Source organism: uncultured Exiguobacterium sp. (assembly GCF_964277885.1).
In the GTDB taxonomy this organism is placed as follows: domain Bacteria; phylum Bacillota; class Bacilli; order Exiguobacteriales; family Exiguobacteriaceae; genus Exiguobacterium_A.
This window is the reverse complement of sequence record NZ_CAXYJR010000005.1, coordinates 1,105,800-1,121,491: the sequence shown is the minus strand read 5'-3', so window position 1 is coordinate 1,121,491 and position 15,692 is coordinate 1,105,800. Positions and strand designations below refer to the sequence as shown.

At 46.1% G+C, this 15,692-nt stretch carries 17 protein-coding genes; 8 read left to right on the top strand and 9 right to left on the bottom strand.

Annotation, left to right across the window (positions count from 1 at the left end; all coding sequences use genetic code 11):
- Positions 1 to 10 precede the first annotated feature (10 nt).
- The 3 genes from ACHWTJ_RS07330 to ACHWTJ_RS07320 all read right to left on the bottom strand — a co-directional run bounded on the left by ACHWTJ_RS07330 (position 11) and on the right by ACHWTJ_RS07320 (position 2,526).
- The gene (locus ACHWTJ_RS07330; protein ID WP_294741158.1) at positions 11 to 919 is read right to left on the bottom strand and encodes a LysR family transcriptional regulator; all 909 of its coding nucleotides are present in this window, start codon (positions 917 to 919) and stop codon (positions 11 to 13) included.
- 12 nt (positions 920 to 931) lie between these two features.
- Complete coding sequence (gene corA, locus ACHWTJ_RS07325) at positions 932 to 1,882, bottom strand: magnesium/cobalt transporter CorA (protein WP_394679326.1); 951 nt, start codon at positions 1,880 to 1,882, stop codon at positions 932 to 934.
- Positions 1,883 to 1,977: 95 nt separating this feature from the next.
- Positions 1,978 to 2,526 carry a hypothetical protein gene (locus ACHWTJ_RS07320; RefSeq protein ID WP_294741154.1) on the bottom strand — a complete coding sequence of 183 codons (549 nt, stop codon included), beginning with the start codon at positions 2,524 to 2,526 and terminating at the stop codon, positions 1,978 to 1,980.
- A 284-nt stretch (positions 2,527 to 2,810) separates the two neighbouring features.
- Between ACHWTJ_RS07320 and ACHWTJ_RS07315 the strand changes: the two genes are divergently transcribed.
- Together ACHWTJ_RS07315 and ACHWTJ_RS07310 are read left to right on the top strand one after the other, a co-directional pair.
- Complete coding sequence (locus ACHWTJ_RS07315) at positions 2,811 to 3,929, top strand: NAD(P)/FAD-dependent oxidoreductase (protein ID WP_394679325.1); 1,119 nt, start codon at positions 2,811 to 2,813, stop codon at positions 3,927 to 3,929.
- A gap of 42 nt (positions 3,930 to 3,971) precedes the next feature.
- Entirely contained in the window at positions 3,972 to 4,295 is a 324-nt protein-coding gene (locus tag ACHWTJ_RS07310; protein ID WP_294741150.1) for a hypothetical protein, read from the top strand.
- A gap of 78 nt (positions 4,296 to 4,373) precedes the next feature.
- Here the strand turns inward: ACHWTJ_RS07310 and egtD are convergent, their stop codons facing one another.
- From egtD to ACHWTJ_RS07285, 5 genes are all read right to left on the bottom strand, one after another.
- Positions 4,374 to 5,330: an L-histidine N(alpha)-methyltransferase gene (gene egtD, locus ACHWTJ_RS07305; protein ID WP_394679324.1), complete on the bottom strand. Its 957-nt coding sequence runs from the start codon at positions 5,328 to 5,330 to the stop codon at positions 4,374 to 4,376.
- A complete protein-coding gene (egtB, locus tag ACHWTJ_RS07300; protein WP_394679323.1) occupies positions 5,330 to 6,610 on the bottom strand; it encodes an ergothioneine biosynthesis protein EgtB in 1,281 nt (426 codons plus the stop codon). The genes egtD and egtB overlap by 1 nt, the downstream gene beginning before the upstream one ends.
- Positions 6,611 to 6,733: 123 nt before the next feature.
- A complete protein-coding gene (gene guaC, locus ACHWTJ_RS07295) occupies positions 6,734 to 7,717 on the bottom strand; it encodes a GMP reductase (RefSeq protein WP_394679322.1) in 984 nt (327 codons plus the stop codon).
- Positions 7,718 to 7,878: 161 nt separating this feature from the next.
- Positions 7,879 to 8,385, bottom strand: coding sequence for an NUDIX domain-containing protein (locus ACHWTJ_RS07290; protein ID WP_394679321.1), 507 nt, complete (start codon positions 8,383 to 8,385; stop codon positions 7,879 to 7,881).
- On the bottom strand, positions 8,372 to 8,929 hold the full coding sequence (locus ACHWTJ_RS07285) for a GNAT family N-acetyltransferase (protein WP_394679320.1): 558 nt from the start codon (positions 8,927 to 8,929) through the stop codon (positions 8,372 to 8,374). Before ACHWTJ_RS07285 ends, ACHWTJ_RS07290 begins: the two co-directional genes overlap by 14 nt.
- 144 nt (positions 8,930 to 9,073) lie before the next feature.
- Here ACHWTJ_RS07285 and ACHWTJ_RS07280 point away from each other — a divergent pair, with 144 nt between their 5' ends.
- The 6 genes from ACHWTJ_RS07280 (at position 9,074) to ACHWTJ_RS07255 (ending at position 13,791) form a co-directional block, all read left to right on the top strand.
- Positions 9,074 to 9,334 (top strand): hypothetical protein, encoded by a 261-nt coding sequence (locus ACHWTJ_RS07280; RefSeq protein WP_394679319.1) that lies wholly within the window; start codon positions 9,074 to 9,076, stop codon positions 9,332 to 9,334.
- A 243-nt stretch (positions 9,335 to 9,577) separates the two neighbouring features.
- Entirely contained in the window at positions 9,578 to 9,778 is a 201-nt protein-coding gene (locus tag ACHWTJ_RS07275) for a cold-shock protein (RefSeq protein ID WP_023468529.1), read from the top strand.
- Between the two features lie 83 nt (positions 9,779 to 9,861).
- A complete protein-coding gene (locus ACHWTJ_RS07270) occupies positions 9,862 to 10,227 on the top strand; it encodes a nuclear transport factor 2 family protein (RefSeq protein WP_294749975.1) in 366 nt (121 codons plus the stop codon).
- 124 nt (positions 10,228 to 10,351) lie between these two features.
- Complete coding sequence (gene serC, locus ACHWTJ_RS07265; protein WP_394679318.1) at positions 10,352 to 11,416, top strand: 3-phosphoserine/phosphohydroxythreonine transaminase; 1,065 nt, start codon at positions 10,352 to 10,354, stop codon at positions 11,414 to 11,416.
- Complete coding sequence (locus ACHWTJ_RS07260) at positions 11,417 to 12,574, top strand: phosphoglycerate dehydrogenase (protein WP_394679317.1); 1,158 nt, start codon at positions 11,417 to 11,419, stop codon at positions 12,572 to 12,574.
- Between the two features lie 14 nt (positions 12,575 to 12,588).
- On the top strand, positions 12,589 to 13,791 hold the full coding sequence (locus tag ACHWTJ_RS07255) for a DUF1015 domain-containing protein (protein WP_294749981.1): 1,203 nt from the start codon (positions 12,589 to 12,591) through the stop codon (positions 13,789 to 13,791).
- Between the two features lie 75 nt (positions 13,792 to 13,866).
- Here the strand turns inward: ACHWTJ_RS07255 and ACHWTJ_RS07250 are convergent, their stop codons facing one another.
- Positions 13,867 to 15,645 (bottom strand): glycoside hydrolase family 13 protein, encoded by a 1,779-nt coding sequence (locus tag ACHWTJ_RS07250; RefSeq protein ID WP_294741130.1) that lies wholly within the window; start codon positions 15,643 to 15,645, stop codon positions 13,867 to 13,869.
- Between the last annotated feature and the right edge of the window lie 47 nt (positions 15,646 to 15,692).

The following is a 15,692-nucleotide window of genomic DNA, read 5'->3' as shown; positions in this document are numbered from 1 at the left end:
TCTTTTTTCTTCATCGCGCAGGCGTAGGCCAATACGACTGAAAATAGTGGACGATGTATTGATGAACGTGTCGGACGACAGGACGTAATTCTGTCCCGACGAGTCGGTTCAACGAGACATCCCATAACATCGGTGGGTCGAACGGGATGATTTTAATGTCATCCGCATGATGAAATCGTAGTATAGGCTCCGGTAGGATCGAGATGACGTCAAGTTCTTGGACCATCCCGATCAACAAATCCCATGCCCCTGACATGAAGAAGATATTCGGTTCTTGCTGCACTTTTCGAAACTCCGATAGTATTTGATGATGCAACATGAATCGGTCATTCAAGATGACGAGTGGTTCATTTCCGATATCACGATACGATAGCGCTTCTTTTGCTTGAAACGGGTGATTCGGACGCACGGCAACGACGACCTCATCTTCGATTAATCGAAAACGTTCGATACCATAGGATTCACCCGGTTCAATCAAAATCGCCAAGTCGAGTTCTTCAAGTAACAGTCGACGTTTCAGTTCAAACGCCCCCTCCTCGATGATTTCGAGTTCAATGCCAGGGTGTTCCGCCATGAACTTCGGAATCAGCTGCGAAAATAAAACTGGTAATATGACGGGTGGGATACCGAGACGGACCTTTCCTCGGACGACGTTCGAGCGTTCACGTAGATGACCCATCAATGCTTGATGACGTGTCAGAACGATCTTCGCATCCTCATACAATTGACGTCCCGTTTCCGATAATCCTATCAACCGTCCGTGCTTTCGAATGAATAGTTCTACTTGCTCCAGCTGCTCAAAGTCGCGAATCATCTGACTAAGCGCTGGTTGTGAGATCGACAAATGCTTCGAAGCACGCGTTAAATTATAGCCTTGCTCGACGATCGTTGTAAAAAAGAGCAATTGTCGAATATCCACTTACATCCCCCCTTATTCATCAAACCAGCGATTTTTTTTGAAGAACAGAATCATCCCTAAAGCGAGAAGTCCCATTGCCCCTAACGTTACGAAATAACCATACCGGGTCGTCAGTTCTGGCATATGTTCGAAGTTCATCCCATATATACCGGCGATGAACGTCAACGGCATGAAAATCGTCGTGAAGATCGTCAATGTCTTCATGATGCTATTCATCCGGTACGAGTTGAGAGAGATGAAATTATCTCGAAATTCAGATGTCATTAATCGGTTGTATTCAATCATTTCCGATAACTTCAGTAAATGATCGTATAGATCGCGAAAGAATGCCTGTTTCTTCGGATGAATCGATAACCGCTTCGATTCGACGACACGGTATAATAAGTCCCGCATCGGCATGACCGTCCGTGAGATTCGAAGTAACCGTGCGCGTAGTTCGAAAATTTCCTCCATCAACTGACGATCGTTTCCACGCGTCCGGTAGCGTTCCTCAAGTGCAAACAATTCATCTTCCGTCGCATGAACAATCGGAAAATAACCATCGACGATCTTGTCCATGATTTTATGGACGAGGTCGACCGTTTCTTGTTTGTCGAGGCGCTGGCTACACTGTTCAAACACGATATCAATTTCTGGCGAAGATTGCTCATGGTAGCTGACGAGATGACGGTCGCTAGCGAACAAATTGATTTCGCGACTCATCAACGTTCCTTCATCAAGCGCATGAAGGACAAAAAAGCTATGTTCTGTATAATATTCAAGCTTCGGGCGTTGTAAGTAATGGAAACAATCTTCAATCGCTAGCGGATGAAAATCAAAGACCTCAATCAATTTTTGCTTTTCTGTATCTGTCGGTTGATCGAAATCAACGAAATAGCGTGTGATGCCCGGTTCCTGTGTCCGACTTACATCATTGGTCAAAATGATTGTGTCATTCGCATCGATCAGTATACAACGAATCAACTTTTACTCCCCCTTTTCCTATGTAAGCGTACTATATTTTTTCAAATGCAACAAAAAAAGGATTCCTCCGTGGAGAAATCCTTTTCATATAGCAATCAGCCATGTTCAATATAAAAGCCGCTCCAATAGACTTGACGATACGTGAACTCTTTTCCACTCTTCGTCGTCACAAGCATCTCATCTTCTGCCATGACGGCAATTTTAATGGGTACTTCACCGTGATCCGTCAAATAATTGAGGATCTCAAGATGTCGATTCAACCAAAGACGACGGCGGAACCAACGAAAACGACTGAATGCCGCAGTAAAGTGGAGTAAGGCAAGCGCAAGGATAATTAATGCAAACGGAAGTGGAATATCGAACAACACAATCAAATATACATCTGCGATCAGCAAGGATAGCGAGAGACCCATTTCCGTCATCTCCATGAAAGATGCTTTATAGGTCGCAAAGTAGGTCATTACACGAAATAGGAAGATGACCGTAAGGTATGGTACGAAGTACATTTGAAACACATGGTCCGTGCCGCTGTTAACGAACATAAGCAACGGCAGGAAGAATAGCAATTTCCAGATTAGGATGGCGGAATAAAATAAAGTATGATCCGTGTAGCGTTTGCGTACGATGGCTTGACTCATATTCATTGCCTTCCCCTCCTTCATGATGGACCGTTTCAAAGTCGATGATGACAGGACATGATGCCTATAAGGGTATGTTTCCGAATTCAACTGTTTCTAATCGTCCAATTCACAGTTTTTAGAAACTGTATATTTAGTATACGTGATTGACTTCGGAAAGGTTCACTTTCCCCATCATTTCCCATCATTCGATGTGCTACCGATTCGACACCCGCTCTAGCTAGTCGCCCGGATCTTCTACTGCTACAATAAAAGATATTCCAATTGAACAGAATCGAGTTGAATCTTTCATGTACACCCATATCATCATCGGCGCCGGAATTCTCGGCGCCTCGACTGCCTATCATTTATCGAAGGCTGGTGAACGCGTCTTACTCGTCGATCGGAAGGAACCCGGTCGAGCTTCTCATGCAGCAGCCGGCATCATCTGTCCATGGATGACACAACGACGAAATAAGGCATGGTACCAATTAGCGAATAACGGGGCTCATTTTTACAAGACATTGATTCCTGAACTCGAAGCACTCGGTGAAACAAGTACGGGTTATCAGCAAGTTGGCACGATTGCCTTACACGAAACGTCAAAAATCGAAAAGATGGAGAAGATTGCGCAAAACCGTTTTCCGGAAGCTCCTGCCATCGAGCGCATCGAGCGACTCGATCAAGAACGTGTCAAGGCGCTTTTTCCGCTCGTCGAACAAATCGAGGATGCCTTATTCGTTTCCGGTGGTGCCCGCGTTGACGGACGTGCCTTATGTGCCGCACTGATTCGTGGTGCTGTCGAACACGGTGCGACTGTACTAGAAGGAGACGCTTCTCTTATCGTAGACAAGGGAGTCGTCACCGGTATAACTATGGAAAATGAACAGTACTCGGCAGAGCAGTTCATTTTAACGGCGGGCGTCTGGTTAAATGAACTGCTCCGCCCGCTTGAGCTTAAAATTGATTTGCATCCGGAGAAGGGACAGATTCTTCAACTCGATTTGACGGATTCTACATCCACGACATGGCCCGTCGTCATGGGACAACGCGGATTATATCTCGTCTCGATCCACGAAGGGAAATTGATCGTCGGTTCAACACACGAAAAACAGACCGATTATGACTTAAAGCCGACCGTCAAAGGGATGTATGCCTTATTGAATCGTGCCTTACCTGTTTTACCACGTCTCGAAGAAACGACGATTGATGAACTGCGTATCGGCTTGCGCCCGTATACGAAAAACTCCCTGCCGGTGATCGGACCGCTCCAAGATCATCCAAACGTGTTCCTTGCGAACGGACTCGGCGCATCCGGTTTGACGATCGGACCTTATCTCGGTAGCCAATTAGCGAAGCTTGCGAATCATCAAACACCTGATATCGAATGGACGACCTATGAACCTACGTACGTCTCACTTGATGCCTAACCAATTCAATGCTTCACATCGAAAGGAAGTACACCATTGTCCATGAAACCAGTAGTTTCACTTGAATTATTCGATGCTTTAGATATACGTGTTGGTACGATCCAGTCGATTGAAAATCGCATAGACGGCTCGATTCAGCTTGAACTACAATTCGATGGATTTACACGCCTCTTTTCACTCGACTGGGAATCACTGCGACCCGATGTTCATGAGTTGCTTGGAAAACAAGCGATTGCCGTACTCAATATACCTGGACGTACGCCTGAAGAGTCCGGTCGAGTGCTTGATATCGGTCGCTCGGAACAATGGATGCCGATTCTCGTCGTACCGGAACATCCGATTCCGGAGGGCGCACGTGTCGAATAAAGTAGAATATTTAGAAAAACACTCCCTGTGTCGCTTCTTAACGGAAGCTTTCACGCAGGAGTGTTTTTTGATGTGCCGTTACATTTTTTCTAAATAATGTACGCTGAATCGTTCATTGTCATCGATCCAGCAATTGACTGAATGAAAACCACTTTGACGGGCAAGTGTCTCAAACTCTTCTTTACTGTATTTATAGGAGTTTTCCGTATGAATCGTTTCCCCTTGTTTAAACGGAACAGTCACATCTCCAACTTGCACGAGTTGATCGAGTTGACTCCTAAGATGCATTTCGATTCGTCCTTTTTCTTCGTTATAAAAAGCATGATGTTCGAATCGTGTCACATCAAACGTTCCCTCGAGCATCTGATTCAAATGCGTCAACATGTTCAAATTGAATGCCGCCGTGACGCCGGCCGCATCGTTATAAGCCCGTTCAAGCACATCAACAGACTTTTTCAGATCAACACCGATCAAGAATCCATCTCCCGTTTCAAGAATTCGTGAGGAATGACGTAAGAAGCGCATCGCTTCCTCCGGTTCAAAGTTACCGATCGTCGATCCCGGGAAAAAGATGACTCGTTTTTGAGACTCCTCGACCGGTAAAGAAATCGATTGTGAGTAATCCCCACAGACCGCTTTAATATGCAGCGCAGGATACCGTTCCGACAATTGGCGTGCAGATTCCATCAGGAAGTCTTTTGAAATATCAATTGGCATATACGTGTCGAGATGTGTAAATGTCTCCAGTAACATCTGGATTTTTCGACTGCTGCCACTTCCATATTCAATCAGTGTATGCACATCCCCGATACTTCGTGCAATCTCCGCTCGATGCTGCTCCAAGATGGCGAGTTCTGTCCGTGTCGGATAATATTCCGGTTGTTGCGTAATCTGTTCGAACAATTGGGATCCGATATGATCATAAAAATATTTTGCCGGTAAGACCTTTTGTTCTCGCATCAAGCCTTCGATGACTTCTAAACGCATGTTTTGTTGCGGAGTATATAAATCGTACCCAATGACTGTCTCACGCATCACATGTCACCTGCCAATCGGAAGCCGCCAAATAACCAACGTTTATCAGGCGGGAAGAAGTTGCGGTATGTCTCGCGGATGTGATCGTCAGGCGTCACGCATGCTCCTCCACGCAGTACCATTTGATTACACATGAACTTTGCATTGTACTCTCCGAGCGCTCCCTCGAGCGGTTTACTGCCTGGATAAGAACTATAAGCGCTCGACGTCCACTCCCATACGTTCCCGAACATGCTCGCAAGCGTCGTCTCTGATTCTTCAACGGCTACCGGATGGAAGGTCCCGCTTCCCATCATATTACGTTTCGTGACGGAATCGACTTGGCGCGAAGCCCACTCCCATTCCGCTTCTGTCGGCAACCGTTTCCCTTTATAGCGACTATAAGCGTCCGCCTCATAAAAACTGACGTGACAGACCGGTTCATCGAGACGAAGTGGTTCGACGCCGTTCATCGTAAAGATCGTCCACTCCCCCGCGTCATCCTTCATCCAATATAACGGGGCTTTCCAGCCTTCTTTTTGAACCGTCGCAAAGCCGTCTGATAACCAATACTCTGATTTTTCATAACCCCCTGCTTCAATGAACGCTAAATACTCTCCATTCGTGACAGGACGCGTAGCTAGTTCAAACGGATGCAGCCACGTTTTATGACGTGGACTCTCGTTGTCAAACGCAAAACCGTCTCCTGTATGACCAATCTCGACGAGTCCTTCCTCGAATTGAATAAACGATGCTTCATTGACTGTATTTTCAGGCACATCTGGTGCCAACGACTTTGACTGATAAGCAGGTAACAGCGGATTCGTGAAAAAGTTATACTTCACGTCCATCAAGATCAATTCCTGGTGTTGTTGTTCGTGTTGTAGTCCCATCTCGACTAATGCTTCGATTTTTCGTTGGTCTTCTGGAGTCCGTTCTTCCTTCAAGAACTCGACCATTTGTCCATCGACATATGCCCGGTAAGCAATGATGTCTTCGACGGTCGGACGTGACAACATCCCTCGTTGTTGACGAGGCTGGTAAGGACCAATCGAGTTGTAGTATGAATTGAACAGATAGTTGTACTTCGGATGGAAAACGCGATAGTCTTCACTATATTCCTGTAGTATCATCCGTTCAAAAAACCAGGTCGTATGAGCGATGTGCCATTTCGGCGGACTCACGTCTGAACTCGCTTGAATGATGAAGTCTTCTGCTTCGAGCGGTTCAATCAAGGTAATTGTTTGGTTACGAACAGTGGCAAATTTTTCGATTAAGTACGATGTCGTTTCAAATAGCATGTCAATCACTCCCTATCCAAAATATTCCGAATCTTTTGGTCCATTTGATGTATACCCCTCCTATGGAAGAGTTATGCTAAAGAAACAAAAAAAGTCCGCTCCGTTAAGAGCGAACTGATCATTTTAATATATTTTATCACCGTTAAAGATCGAGTTCTTGACGACGACGTAGTCGACCGTCCGAATCGCTTGCAATTTGTTCCCGCCGGCATACGAAATTGCCGATTGTAAATCTTGCTCCATCTCAATCAACGTATCCACAAGACTCCCTTTATGCTCGACGAACATCTTCTTTCCTTCAACGTTCTTGCGTTCCCCTTTTTGGAACTCAGAAGCAGAACCGAAATATTCCTTGACGAGCACTCCGTCCACTTCATGTGTCTCACCAGGCGATTCTTCATGCCCTGCGAAGAGTGAACCGATCATGACCATCGACGCACCGAACCGGACTGACTTTGCGATATCGCCATGCGTCCGAATCCCACCATCCGCAATAATCGGTTTACTTGCTGCTTTTGCACACCAACGAAGTGCCGCGAGTTGCCAACCACCTGTACCAAATCCTGTCTTAATCTTCGTGATACACACTTTACCTGGTCCAATTCCGACTTTTGTTGCATCGGCTCCCGCATTCTCAAGTTCACGCACCGCTTCCGGTGTCCCGACGTTACCAGCGATGACGAAACTTGCAGGTAGAAGCGACTTGATGTGGCGAATCATTTGAATGACGGCTTCCGAATGACCGTGTGCGATATCAATCGTGATGTATTCCGGAGTCAGCCCTTCTGCTGCGAGCTGTTCGATCAGCTGATATTCCTCTTCCTTGACACCAACGCTAATTGAAGCGAATAGTTGGCGCTCTTGCATCATGCGAACGAATGCCAAACGACGAGCGGGTTCGAATCGATGCATGATATAGAAATAATCGCCTTCCGCTAAAAACAAAGCAATCGATTCATCAATGATCGTTTGCATGTTTGCCGGTACGACCGGAAGCTTGAAACGACGACCACCGAACTCGACTGACGTATCACATTCCGAACGACTACCAACGATTGATTTTGCTGGAATTAATTGAATATCTTCATAATCGAATACTACATCCATGAATAACACCTCTAATTACGAATATTTTTTAACATATTGGCGATAATCATTCGCCCCTTGACTACTATAACGAACTGTCCTCATAGTGTCAAAGAAATTTTCGCGCTTTTTAAGGTTTTTTAAGAACTTTATTCAGATACAACCAATTAAATGTTCGGTTTTTACTGGCTTTGACGTTGTAAATCTGTCAACCAATGTTCTTCCCAGTCAAAATAGCACGTTGCTTCGGATGCTTCAAACACATGATCAGGATAAGGGAGTGCTAGAGGTGGACGATCCTGTTTTGGGAAATATGCTAGTTGTTTCGATTCCCCATCAATCGCTTCGAGCGTTCCCCCGACTACCTTACACTCGAATACCGTCGCTACGTATTCCACTTCGTTTCCATCTGGATACGTCAAACGAAATGACTCTCCACCGAATGTCGCAATCAGACGAACCGGTCGGACGAATAGACCCGTTTCTTCATAGACTTCGCGAATGACTGCTTGCGCAGGAGATTCTCCTAGTTCGATTGCTCCAGCAGGCAAACTCCAAAACGGACCTCCTGGATCCTGAAAGAGGATGTGACCTGCTTCGTTTCGAATGATCGCGGCGACGCATGGTGTAAAAAGACGTTGCGTTCCGACAAGTTGGCGTAAATTAGCATAGTAATCAGAGATTGGCATGTTTTGACTCCTTCCGGTCTTCTTTTAATAGAGCAAACAAAATAAAGTCTTCCCAGGCATCGTTGATGAAAAGATTCTGTTTCGCGATTCCTTCTTTACGAAATCCAACTTTTTCAAGTACACGGATCGAGCCGATATTCTCTGGCATGACTTCAGCACGGATCCGGTGAAACTGGTGGACATCCAATAGATGGTCTACGAACAATCCGACCGCTTGAGCCATGTATCCTTTTCCACCATAGGCGGCATCCAACTGGTAGCCAATCATGCACGTCTCCGCTGGTCCCCGTTGAACGAACATCGCCGAAACATCCCCAATCAACTGGTCCGTCTCGCATAAAAAAACACCATACGCATAATAAGCATCTTGACGCATCAACTCTTGATGACGATGAATCCGTTCGCGTTGCCCTTCGATCGTGTATTGTTCTGGTGACGGCTTGATTGGCATCCAGTATTCAAAGTGATCACGATTTCGTAAGTTCACCTCAAGGACCGCCGCTGCATCTTCCAAGATGTACGGACGAATGTATACAGGAAACATATAACGCTCCTCCATTTCCATTATTATCTTTAGTTCAAGAAGTTTGCGTGTTTCATAATTCATGTAGCGGGAATCTACATAATAGTTTCATTACATTACAGTGACAGCATACTACAAAGAAGACTGTCGAAGAAGGAGTGACTTATGTATTCAGACACTGATTTGCTCAATCAAATCAAACAACGCGACCCTGTCGCGCTCGAACGCTTATACGATCGTTACGAAAAAACACTCTTTCTATTATTCCGTCGCACACAAGTTGATGATGCACTCATTCATACCGCGATGACACAACTATTCCGAACCGTATGGGAACAACCGACACGTTATCCGAACTTCCAAGGATTTATTTTGCATACATTACGACAACTCAGTAGTAAAAGAGAACATATTCCGATTCGTTGAAAGAATCAGTTATACTCTTTCGACATGAGCAGAATGAACCCTTCAATTCAATGATGTATTCAGAGAAGAACAGCTTCGTTTGTTCTTTTTTTGTTTTGTCCTTTCTTTTTCGATTCAGGCATGCTATATTATTAAGTAATTATTGTTGTTCGGTGGAGATACGAAGTGTTTCACTTTATATTCGATGAAATTGATCACGGTAGTAATAATCAGTGTGCCAGTCACACGCAGGAGGCAATACACATGGAACAAGGTAAAGTAAAATGGTTTAACGCAGAAAAAGGATTCGGCTTCATCGAGCGCGAAAGCGGAGACGACGTATTCGTACACTTCTCAGCAATCCAATCTGAAGGTTTCAAATCACTTGACGAAGGTCAAGAGGTTTCTTTCGAAGTTGAAGAAGGTCAACGTGGACCACAAGCAACTAACGTTGTAAAACTTTAATTTCTTTTAGACCCTGCTCACGCAGGGTCTTTTTTTTGTTTATATATGCTACACTAGCGATTCAGGAAGAAAGGAGATGTAACATGACACTCGAACAAACGATGCAACACCTTCAAGACGCTATGCTAAAAGGAGATTTATCACAAGTCTCGCCTCTATTATCTCCTGAATTCACGTTCATCGATGCGTTAGGGCGGTCATTCGATGCCGAGACCTACCTCGATCATTACGTGGATCCTGCAAACATCCGCTGGTTATCCCGGACCGATGATTTTTCATACATTGATCATTTCGAAGATACGGCAATCCAATATAGTTTGACAGAAGATCGATTTGAATACGGAACAACTCAATACGTTGGTCGTTTCCGGATCGTATCCATCTATCGTGCTACGTCAGATGGTTGGAAATGGCACTTTGGTCAATTGACATCTCTTGATCCGTCGTAACGGATTCAAGGGATGTTTTTGTTTTCATTTTCCATTCATCGTCAGTTGGAATTGCTTCTCATTTTTCATTCCGTTACACTTGAGTGGTACATATTTTCTGAAAATTCAAGAAGGAGTGTTCCTTATGACGGTTTATAACTTCTCTGCCGGTCCAGCAGTCCTTCCTGCCCCGGTCCTATTGAAGGCTCAATCCGAGCTACTCGATTATGAAAATTCAGGACAATCCGTTCTTGAAATGAGTCATCGTTCGCCAATCTTCGAATCGATTCGGGAGGCAGCTGAACAATCCTTACGGAGACTGATGTCGATTCCCGATTCGTACTCCGTATTGTTTCTTCAAGGAGGAGCTACACTTCAGTTCGCGATGTTACCGCAAAATCTGGCGACGAAGACCGGACGAATTGATTTCATCGATACCGGCGGCTGGTCGACGAAGGCGATTGCAGATGCCAAACTGTACGCCACGGTCAACGTGCTCGCCTCTTCCGCTGATCACGGGTATCGCTTCATTCCAGAAGGTCCGTTCACGTCAACAGCCGACTATTTGCACATCACTTGGAACAATACCCTCGAAGGGACGACGTATCAGACACCGCCTCATGTCGATGTGCCACTCGTCGCTGATGTCTCGTCATCGATTTTGTCTGAACCATTGCCAATCGAGTCATTCGATGTGTTGTATGCTGGTGCTCAAAAAAACCTTGGTGTCGCTGGTTTAACGGTCGTCATCGTGAAGAACGAGTTGCTTGATCGTGTTCCTGACACGATCGGTGCTTACTTACGGTATGACATCCATGCAAAACAGCGATCTCTTTATAACACGCCACCGACGTTTAGTCTTTATATGACGAAGTTAGTTCTCGATTGGATTGAAGAAACGGGACTCGAGACGATCGCGGCACGAAACATCTTACAAGCACGTATGTTATATGAAGCAATTGATCAATCCGAGCTTTTTCATAACCATGTAGCCGTCAAGGATCGAAGCCGGATGAACATTCCATTCTCGACCGGACGTGATTCAGAGGACGCTGCTTTCTTGAACTTCGCTGCGCGTCACGGTTTAATCAATCTTGCCGGTCACCGCTCGATTGGTGGAATGCGTGCAAGTCTCTACAATGCGATGCCGACCGAAGGGGTTACGGCACTGATTCACATCATGCACCGTTTTGAACAGGGGGAACGTTAAATGTATCAAATCCAACTATGGAATGATTTATCAGACAAAGGAATAAAACGATTCACAGACGACTATCACGTCCAGCGAGAAACGGAACAGCCAGACGCCTTTCTCGTCCGCAGCAAGGATTTACATGATATGCGCTTTCCGGATAGCCTCAAGGCCGTCGCCCGAGCCGGCGTCGGTGTCAATACGATTCCACTCGATCAACTTGCGAACCGCGGGATTCCTGTCTTTTCGACGCCAGGTGCTAATGCAAATGCCGTCAAGGAACTTGTCATCGGCAGTTTGTTTCTGACTGCTCGAAAACTCGTCCCAAGTCTGCTTTGGACGAACAACTTACGCGGACCGGATATTCCGGAGCGGATCGAAGCGAACAAAAAGCAATTCGTCGGAACCGAATTACTTGGGAAACGAATCGGAATCGTTGGACTTGGGGCAATCGGTGCAAACTTAGCCAACACTCTCCACGAGCTTGGCATGACCGTCACAGGCTATGATCCACACATGTCCGTTGAGTCCGCTTGGCGCGTCTCAAATCAAATTCAGCGAGCGACACAGCTTGAGGATCTCCTCGCGACAAGTGACTACATCACGTTGCACCTGCCGCTCGTTGACGCAACGACAGGTTTACTCGATGCATCACTCTTCTCGAAGATGAAACATGGCGCGACCCTACTCAACTTCTCGCGTGGCGAACTCGTTGACGAACAAGCGTTAGCCGAAGTGCTCCGGTCGGGTCGTCTGGCGAACTATGTGACAGATTTCCCGAACGCCTTCATCTTGTCCCTCCCCCGAGTCATTGCTTTACCGCATATCGGAGCATCAACAAGTGAAGCGGAGGAAAACTGTGCCATCATGGCGGTCGATCAACTGCGTCTGTTCCTTGAGACAGGAAACATCCGCAATGCTGTCAATTTCCCAGCCGTCGAGTTACCATTCACCGGAAAACGACGGATTACGATTGCTCACCACAACATTCCGAATATGGTCGGTCAAATCGCCTCGGTGTTAGCGCAAGAGTCGATCAATATCGCGAATATGATCAATGGTAGTAAAGATGCGATTGCCTATACAATTATCGATATCGATAACCATGCGGACGAGATAATTTCGCTCGATCGACTGAATCAGATTCCTGGCGTCTTGAAAACACGTCTACTTTAAAAGGAGTGATCCCCATGCCAACGTTTGAACCGTTTGCGGCGTTACGACCGGATTCAAAATATGCGGCAGACTTCGCTGCCCTGCCCTATGATGTCTATTCCCGCGAAGAAGCACGTTCTGAGATTCGGCGTCATCCGCTGTCTTTTTTACGGATTGATAAAGCAGAAGCTACCCTTCCGTCATTGATTGCTGAAGATGATCCACGCGTTTATCAGCAAGCAGCGCTTGCTTTCGAAGAGAGTCAAACAAACGGCATCTTACAGCTCGATCTGGACGAGACGTATTACATTTATCAGTTGTCAGATGGAACGCATACGCAATCCGGTTTCGTTGGATGTGTTGCCGTCAGTGATTATGAGACGAATCAAATTCGTAAACATGAATTCACACGTCCGGATAAAGAGCGCGACCGTGTGCGACACGTCGAGCAGTTACAAGCACACACGGGACCGATTTTACTTGCGCATCAGACGGATGAACAACTCGAAGCAATCGTCACGACGATTACTGCAGCTGATCCCCTGTATGACTTTACTGTCGATGGGATCACGCACCGGATTTTTAAAGTCATCGACCGCAATCATCTGTTGACGATTGGAAGCCAGTTCGCCCGTCACGACGCTCTCTATATCGCTGATGGGCACCATCGTGCGGCAGCGGCAGCCATTGCTGCCAGTCGGACGGATCAGGAGGAAGCACAACGTTTTCTTGGCGTCTCTTTCCCGCAGGATCAATTACGGATTCTCGGTTACCATCGCGTCGTTGAAGATTTGTACGGTCAATCCGTCGTTGACTTCCTCGAACGATTAGCCCATCGCTTTACGATTACAAAAGGACGTGCCGAACAAACGAAGCCTCATCAAATCGAGATGTATCTCAGCCAGCAATGGTATACTCTTTCGTACGATTCTAAACGAATAGGGACGAAAGCAAATCTCGACGTCTCGATTTTACAAGAAGAGTTGTTGACACCGTTACTCGGTATCGAAGATCCACGGACGGACGCACGAATCCAGTTCGTTGGTGGTCACAAGGGATATGCCGGTCTTGCGCAGATCGTCGACGCGGGACACGCTGCTGTCGCCTTCCACTTGCATCCGACATCAATCGAAGACTTAATGGCAGTTGCTGATGCCGGAGAAGTGATGCCACCAAAGTCGACTTGGTTCGAACCGAAACTTCGGAGTGGTTTATTAATCCATCCATTTCATATTTAAAGTAATACGCAACAAAAAAGGCAAGTCGTGGACGCAAGTATGTTCACGGTTTGCCTTTTCGTTCTGATGATGTTTTTATAGTTGCCTTAAAAGTGTAGCCGATAAAGCTGGTATTCGAACAGCTTCCGACACAGTTTCTTTATCTAATAATAAGAGATCCTCGAACATCCCTCCCAGAGCGAGCGACTGTGCTTCTTCACTTACATTGATTACGAGCAAGTAAACTTGTTCGCCCTGACGACGCTCGACGACTAGAAGTTGTTTGGATTCGTCGACTGTTTGGAAATGATAAGTTCCGGCATTTGCTAAAACCGGATGCTGTTTTCGGAGAGCAATCAACTGCGCAACGTGATCGAATAATTCACGGTTCTGCTTCGTCTCGTCCCACTCCATACACGCACGGTTGGCCGGGTCTTGCCCCCCAGTCATTCCAATCTCGTCACCATAATAAATGACAGGTGAACCCGGAAACGTCAAGAGTGTAGTGAAGAGTAACTTCATCCGGTCGGTATTTCCTTTCGCGCGCGTTAATGCACGCGGCGTATCGTGAGAGCCAATCAAATTGAACATGACCCCATTGACGTTTTGTGAATGCCAGTTCAAATTTCGACTGACTGCGTTCGAGAAATCACGGACCGTTGTTTCACCTGTCGCAAAACAAGTCAAAAAGCTCTCGGTCAATCCATAATTCATGACAGCGTCGAATTGATCACCGAGTAACCATGGTTGTGAGTCCGTCCAACATTCGCCAACGATATAACATGTTCCATTCGCCGCTCGGACTTCCTTTCGAAACTCGCGCCAAAACGCATGATCGACTTCACTCGCGACATCCAGACGCCAGCCGTCGATACCGAATTCCTCGACCCAGTAACGTCCTACGTGAAGCAAATAGTCTTTGACATCCGGATGGGCAGTATTCAATTTCGGCATGTTCCGTTCAAATGCAAACACTTCATAGTTTGGAATCGATGGATCGACCGGGAAGGAATCAATTGTAAACCAGTTAGCATATTTTGAGTCTTGTCCCTTCTCTAAGACATCCTGAAATGCGGGGTGATCTTCACTTATATGATTGAATACGGCATCGAGTAATACGCGGATCCCGTTCTCATGTAGCACCTCGATCATCTTCCGGAACGTTTTCTCGTCACCGAACGCAGGATCGAGTTTTAAGTAATCCAACGTATCATATTTATGATTCGATGGTGCTTCGAAGACTGGGCAGAAATAAATACCCGTAATACCAAGTCGTTTTAAATAATCGACGTGATCGATGACCCCTTGAAAATCTCCACCGAAGAAATTTTGAAAAGCTGGTGCCTCACTTCCCCACTCCTTCGTACCCGCTGGATCATTTGTCCGGTCACCATTCGCAAATCGTTCCGGGAAAATTTGATACCAGACCGTATCCTTCACCCAGTCTGGTGTATCGAAAACGTCGGTTGCATGAACGTATGGCACGGAAAAATAATACCCTGGGTGATCGAGTGGCGCATCATCATACCAGCCACGTTCCGTCAAAACGGCTGTCGTATCGCCATGAACCTCAAACCCATACCGTACGCGCTTTCGCTCTGGACGGATTGCAATGAACCAATAATCATACGTCGCATCATTTCCATTGTGTTGCATCGGTGTCCGCTCTATTTTCCATGATTTTTCTTTCTCCGGATCAAAATTCCAATCTCGGTCTTCTTCGTTTTCTGCTTCCCATTCATATGGATCGCCATGAATCAAATTTACTTCACGAACGTCATCCTTAGCCGTCATTAGTCGAACATGGACAGTCTCTTGGTCATATGCATAAACGAACGGTGATAATGCGCGATGAACTACCCCAGCCTGGTTCAAATTCTGCCACTCTCCCTTAAATTGATATTTCTCTATCGGTAAAGTTC

Bases quoted from the DNA above. Each gene is read 5' to 3' on its own strand.
- ACHWTJ_RS07320 (WP_294741154.1), bottom strand. From the start codon at position 2,526: ATGAATATGAGTCAAGCCATCGTACGCAAACGCTACACGGATCATACT.
- ACHWTJ_RS07315 (WP_394679325.1), top strand. From the start codon at position 2,811: ATGTACACCCATATCATCATCGGCGCCGGAATTCTCGGCGCCTCGACT.
- ACHWTJ_RS07310 (WP_294741150.1), top strand. From the start codon at position 3,972: ATGAAACCAGTAGTTTCACTTGAATTATTCGATGCTTTAGATATACGT.
- egtD (WP_394679324.1), bottom strand. From the start codon at position 5,330: ATGCGTGAGACAGTCATTGGGTACGATTTATATACTCCGCAACAAAAC.
- egtB (WP_394679323.1), bottom strand. From the start codon at position 6,610: ATGCTATTTGAAACGACATCGTACTTAATCGAAAAATTTGCCACTGTT.
- guaC (WP_394679322.1), bottom strand. From the start codon at position 7,717: ATGGATGTAGTATTCGATTATGAAGATATTCAATTAATTCCAGCAAAA.
- ACHWTJ_RS07290 (WP_394679321.1), bottom strand. From the start codon at position 8,385: ATGCCAATCTCTGATTACTATGCTAATTTACGCCAACTTGTCGGAACG.
- ACHWTJ_RS07285 (WP_394679320.1), bottom strand. From the start codon at position 8,929: ATGTTTCCTGTATACATTCGTCCGTACATCTTGGAAGATGCAGCGGCG.
- ACHWTJ_RS07280 (WP_394679319.1), top strand. From the start codon at position 9,074: ATGTATTCAGACACTGATTTGCTCAATCAAATCAAACAACGCGACCCT.
- ACHWTJ_RS07275 (WP_023468529.1), top strand. From the start codon at position 9,578: ATGGAACAAGGTAAAGTAAAATGGTTTAACGCAGAAAAAGGATTCGGC.
- ACHWTJ_RS07270 (WP_294749975.1), top strand. From the start codon at position 9,862: ATGACACTCGAACAAACGATGCAACACCTTCAAGACGCTATGCTAAAA.
- serC (WP_394679318.1), top strand. From the start codon at position 10,352: ATGACGGTTTATAACTTCTCTGCCGGTCCAGCAGTCCTTCCTGCCCCG.
- ACHWTJ_RS07260 (WP_394679317.1), top strand. From the start codon at position 11,417: ATGTATCAAATCCAACTATGGAATGATTTATCAGACAAAGGAATAAAA.
- ACHWTJ_RS07255 (WP_294749981.1), top strand. From the start codon at position 12,589: ATGCCAACGTTTGAACCGTTTGCGGCGTTACGACCGGATTCAAAATAT.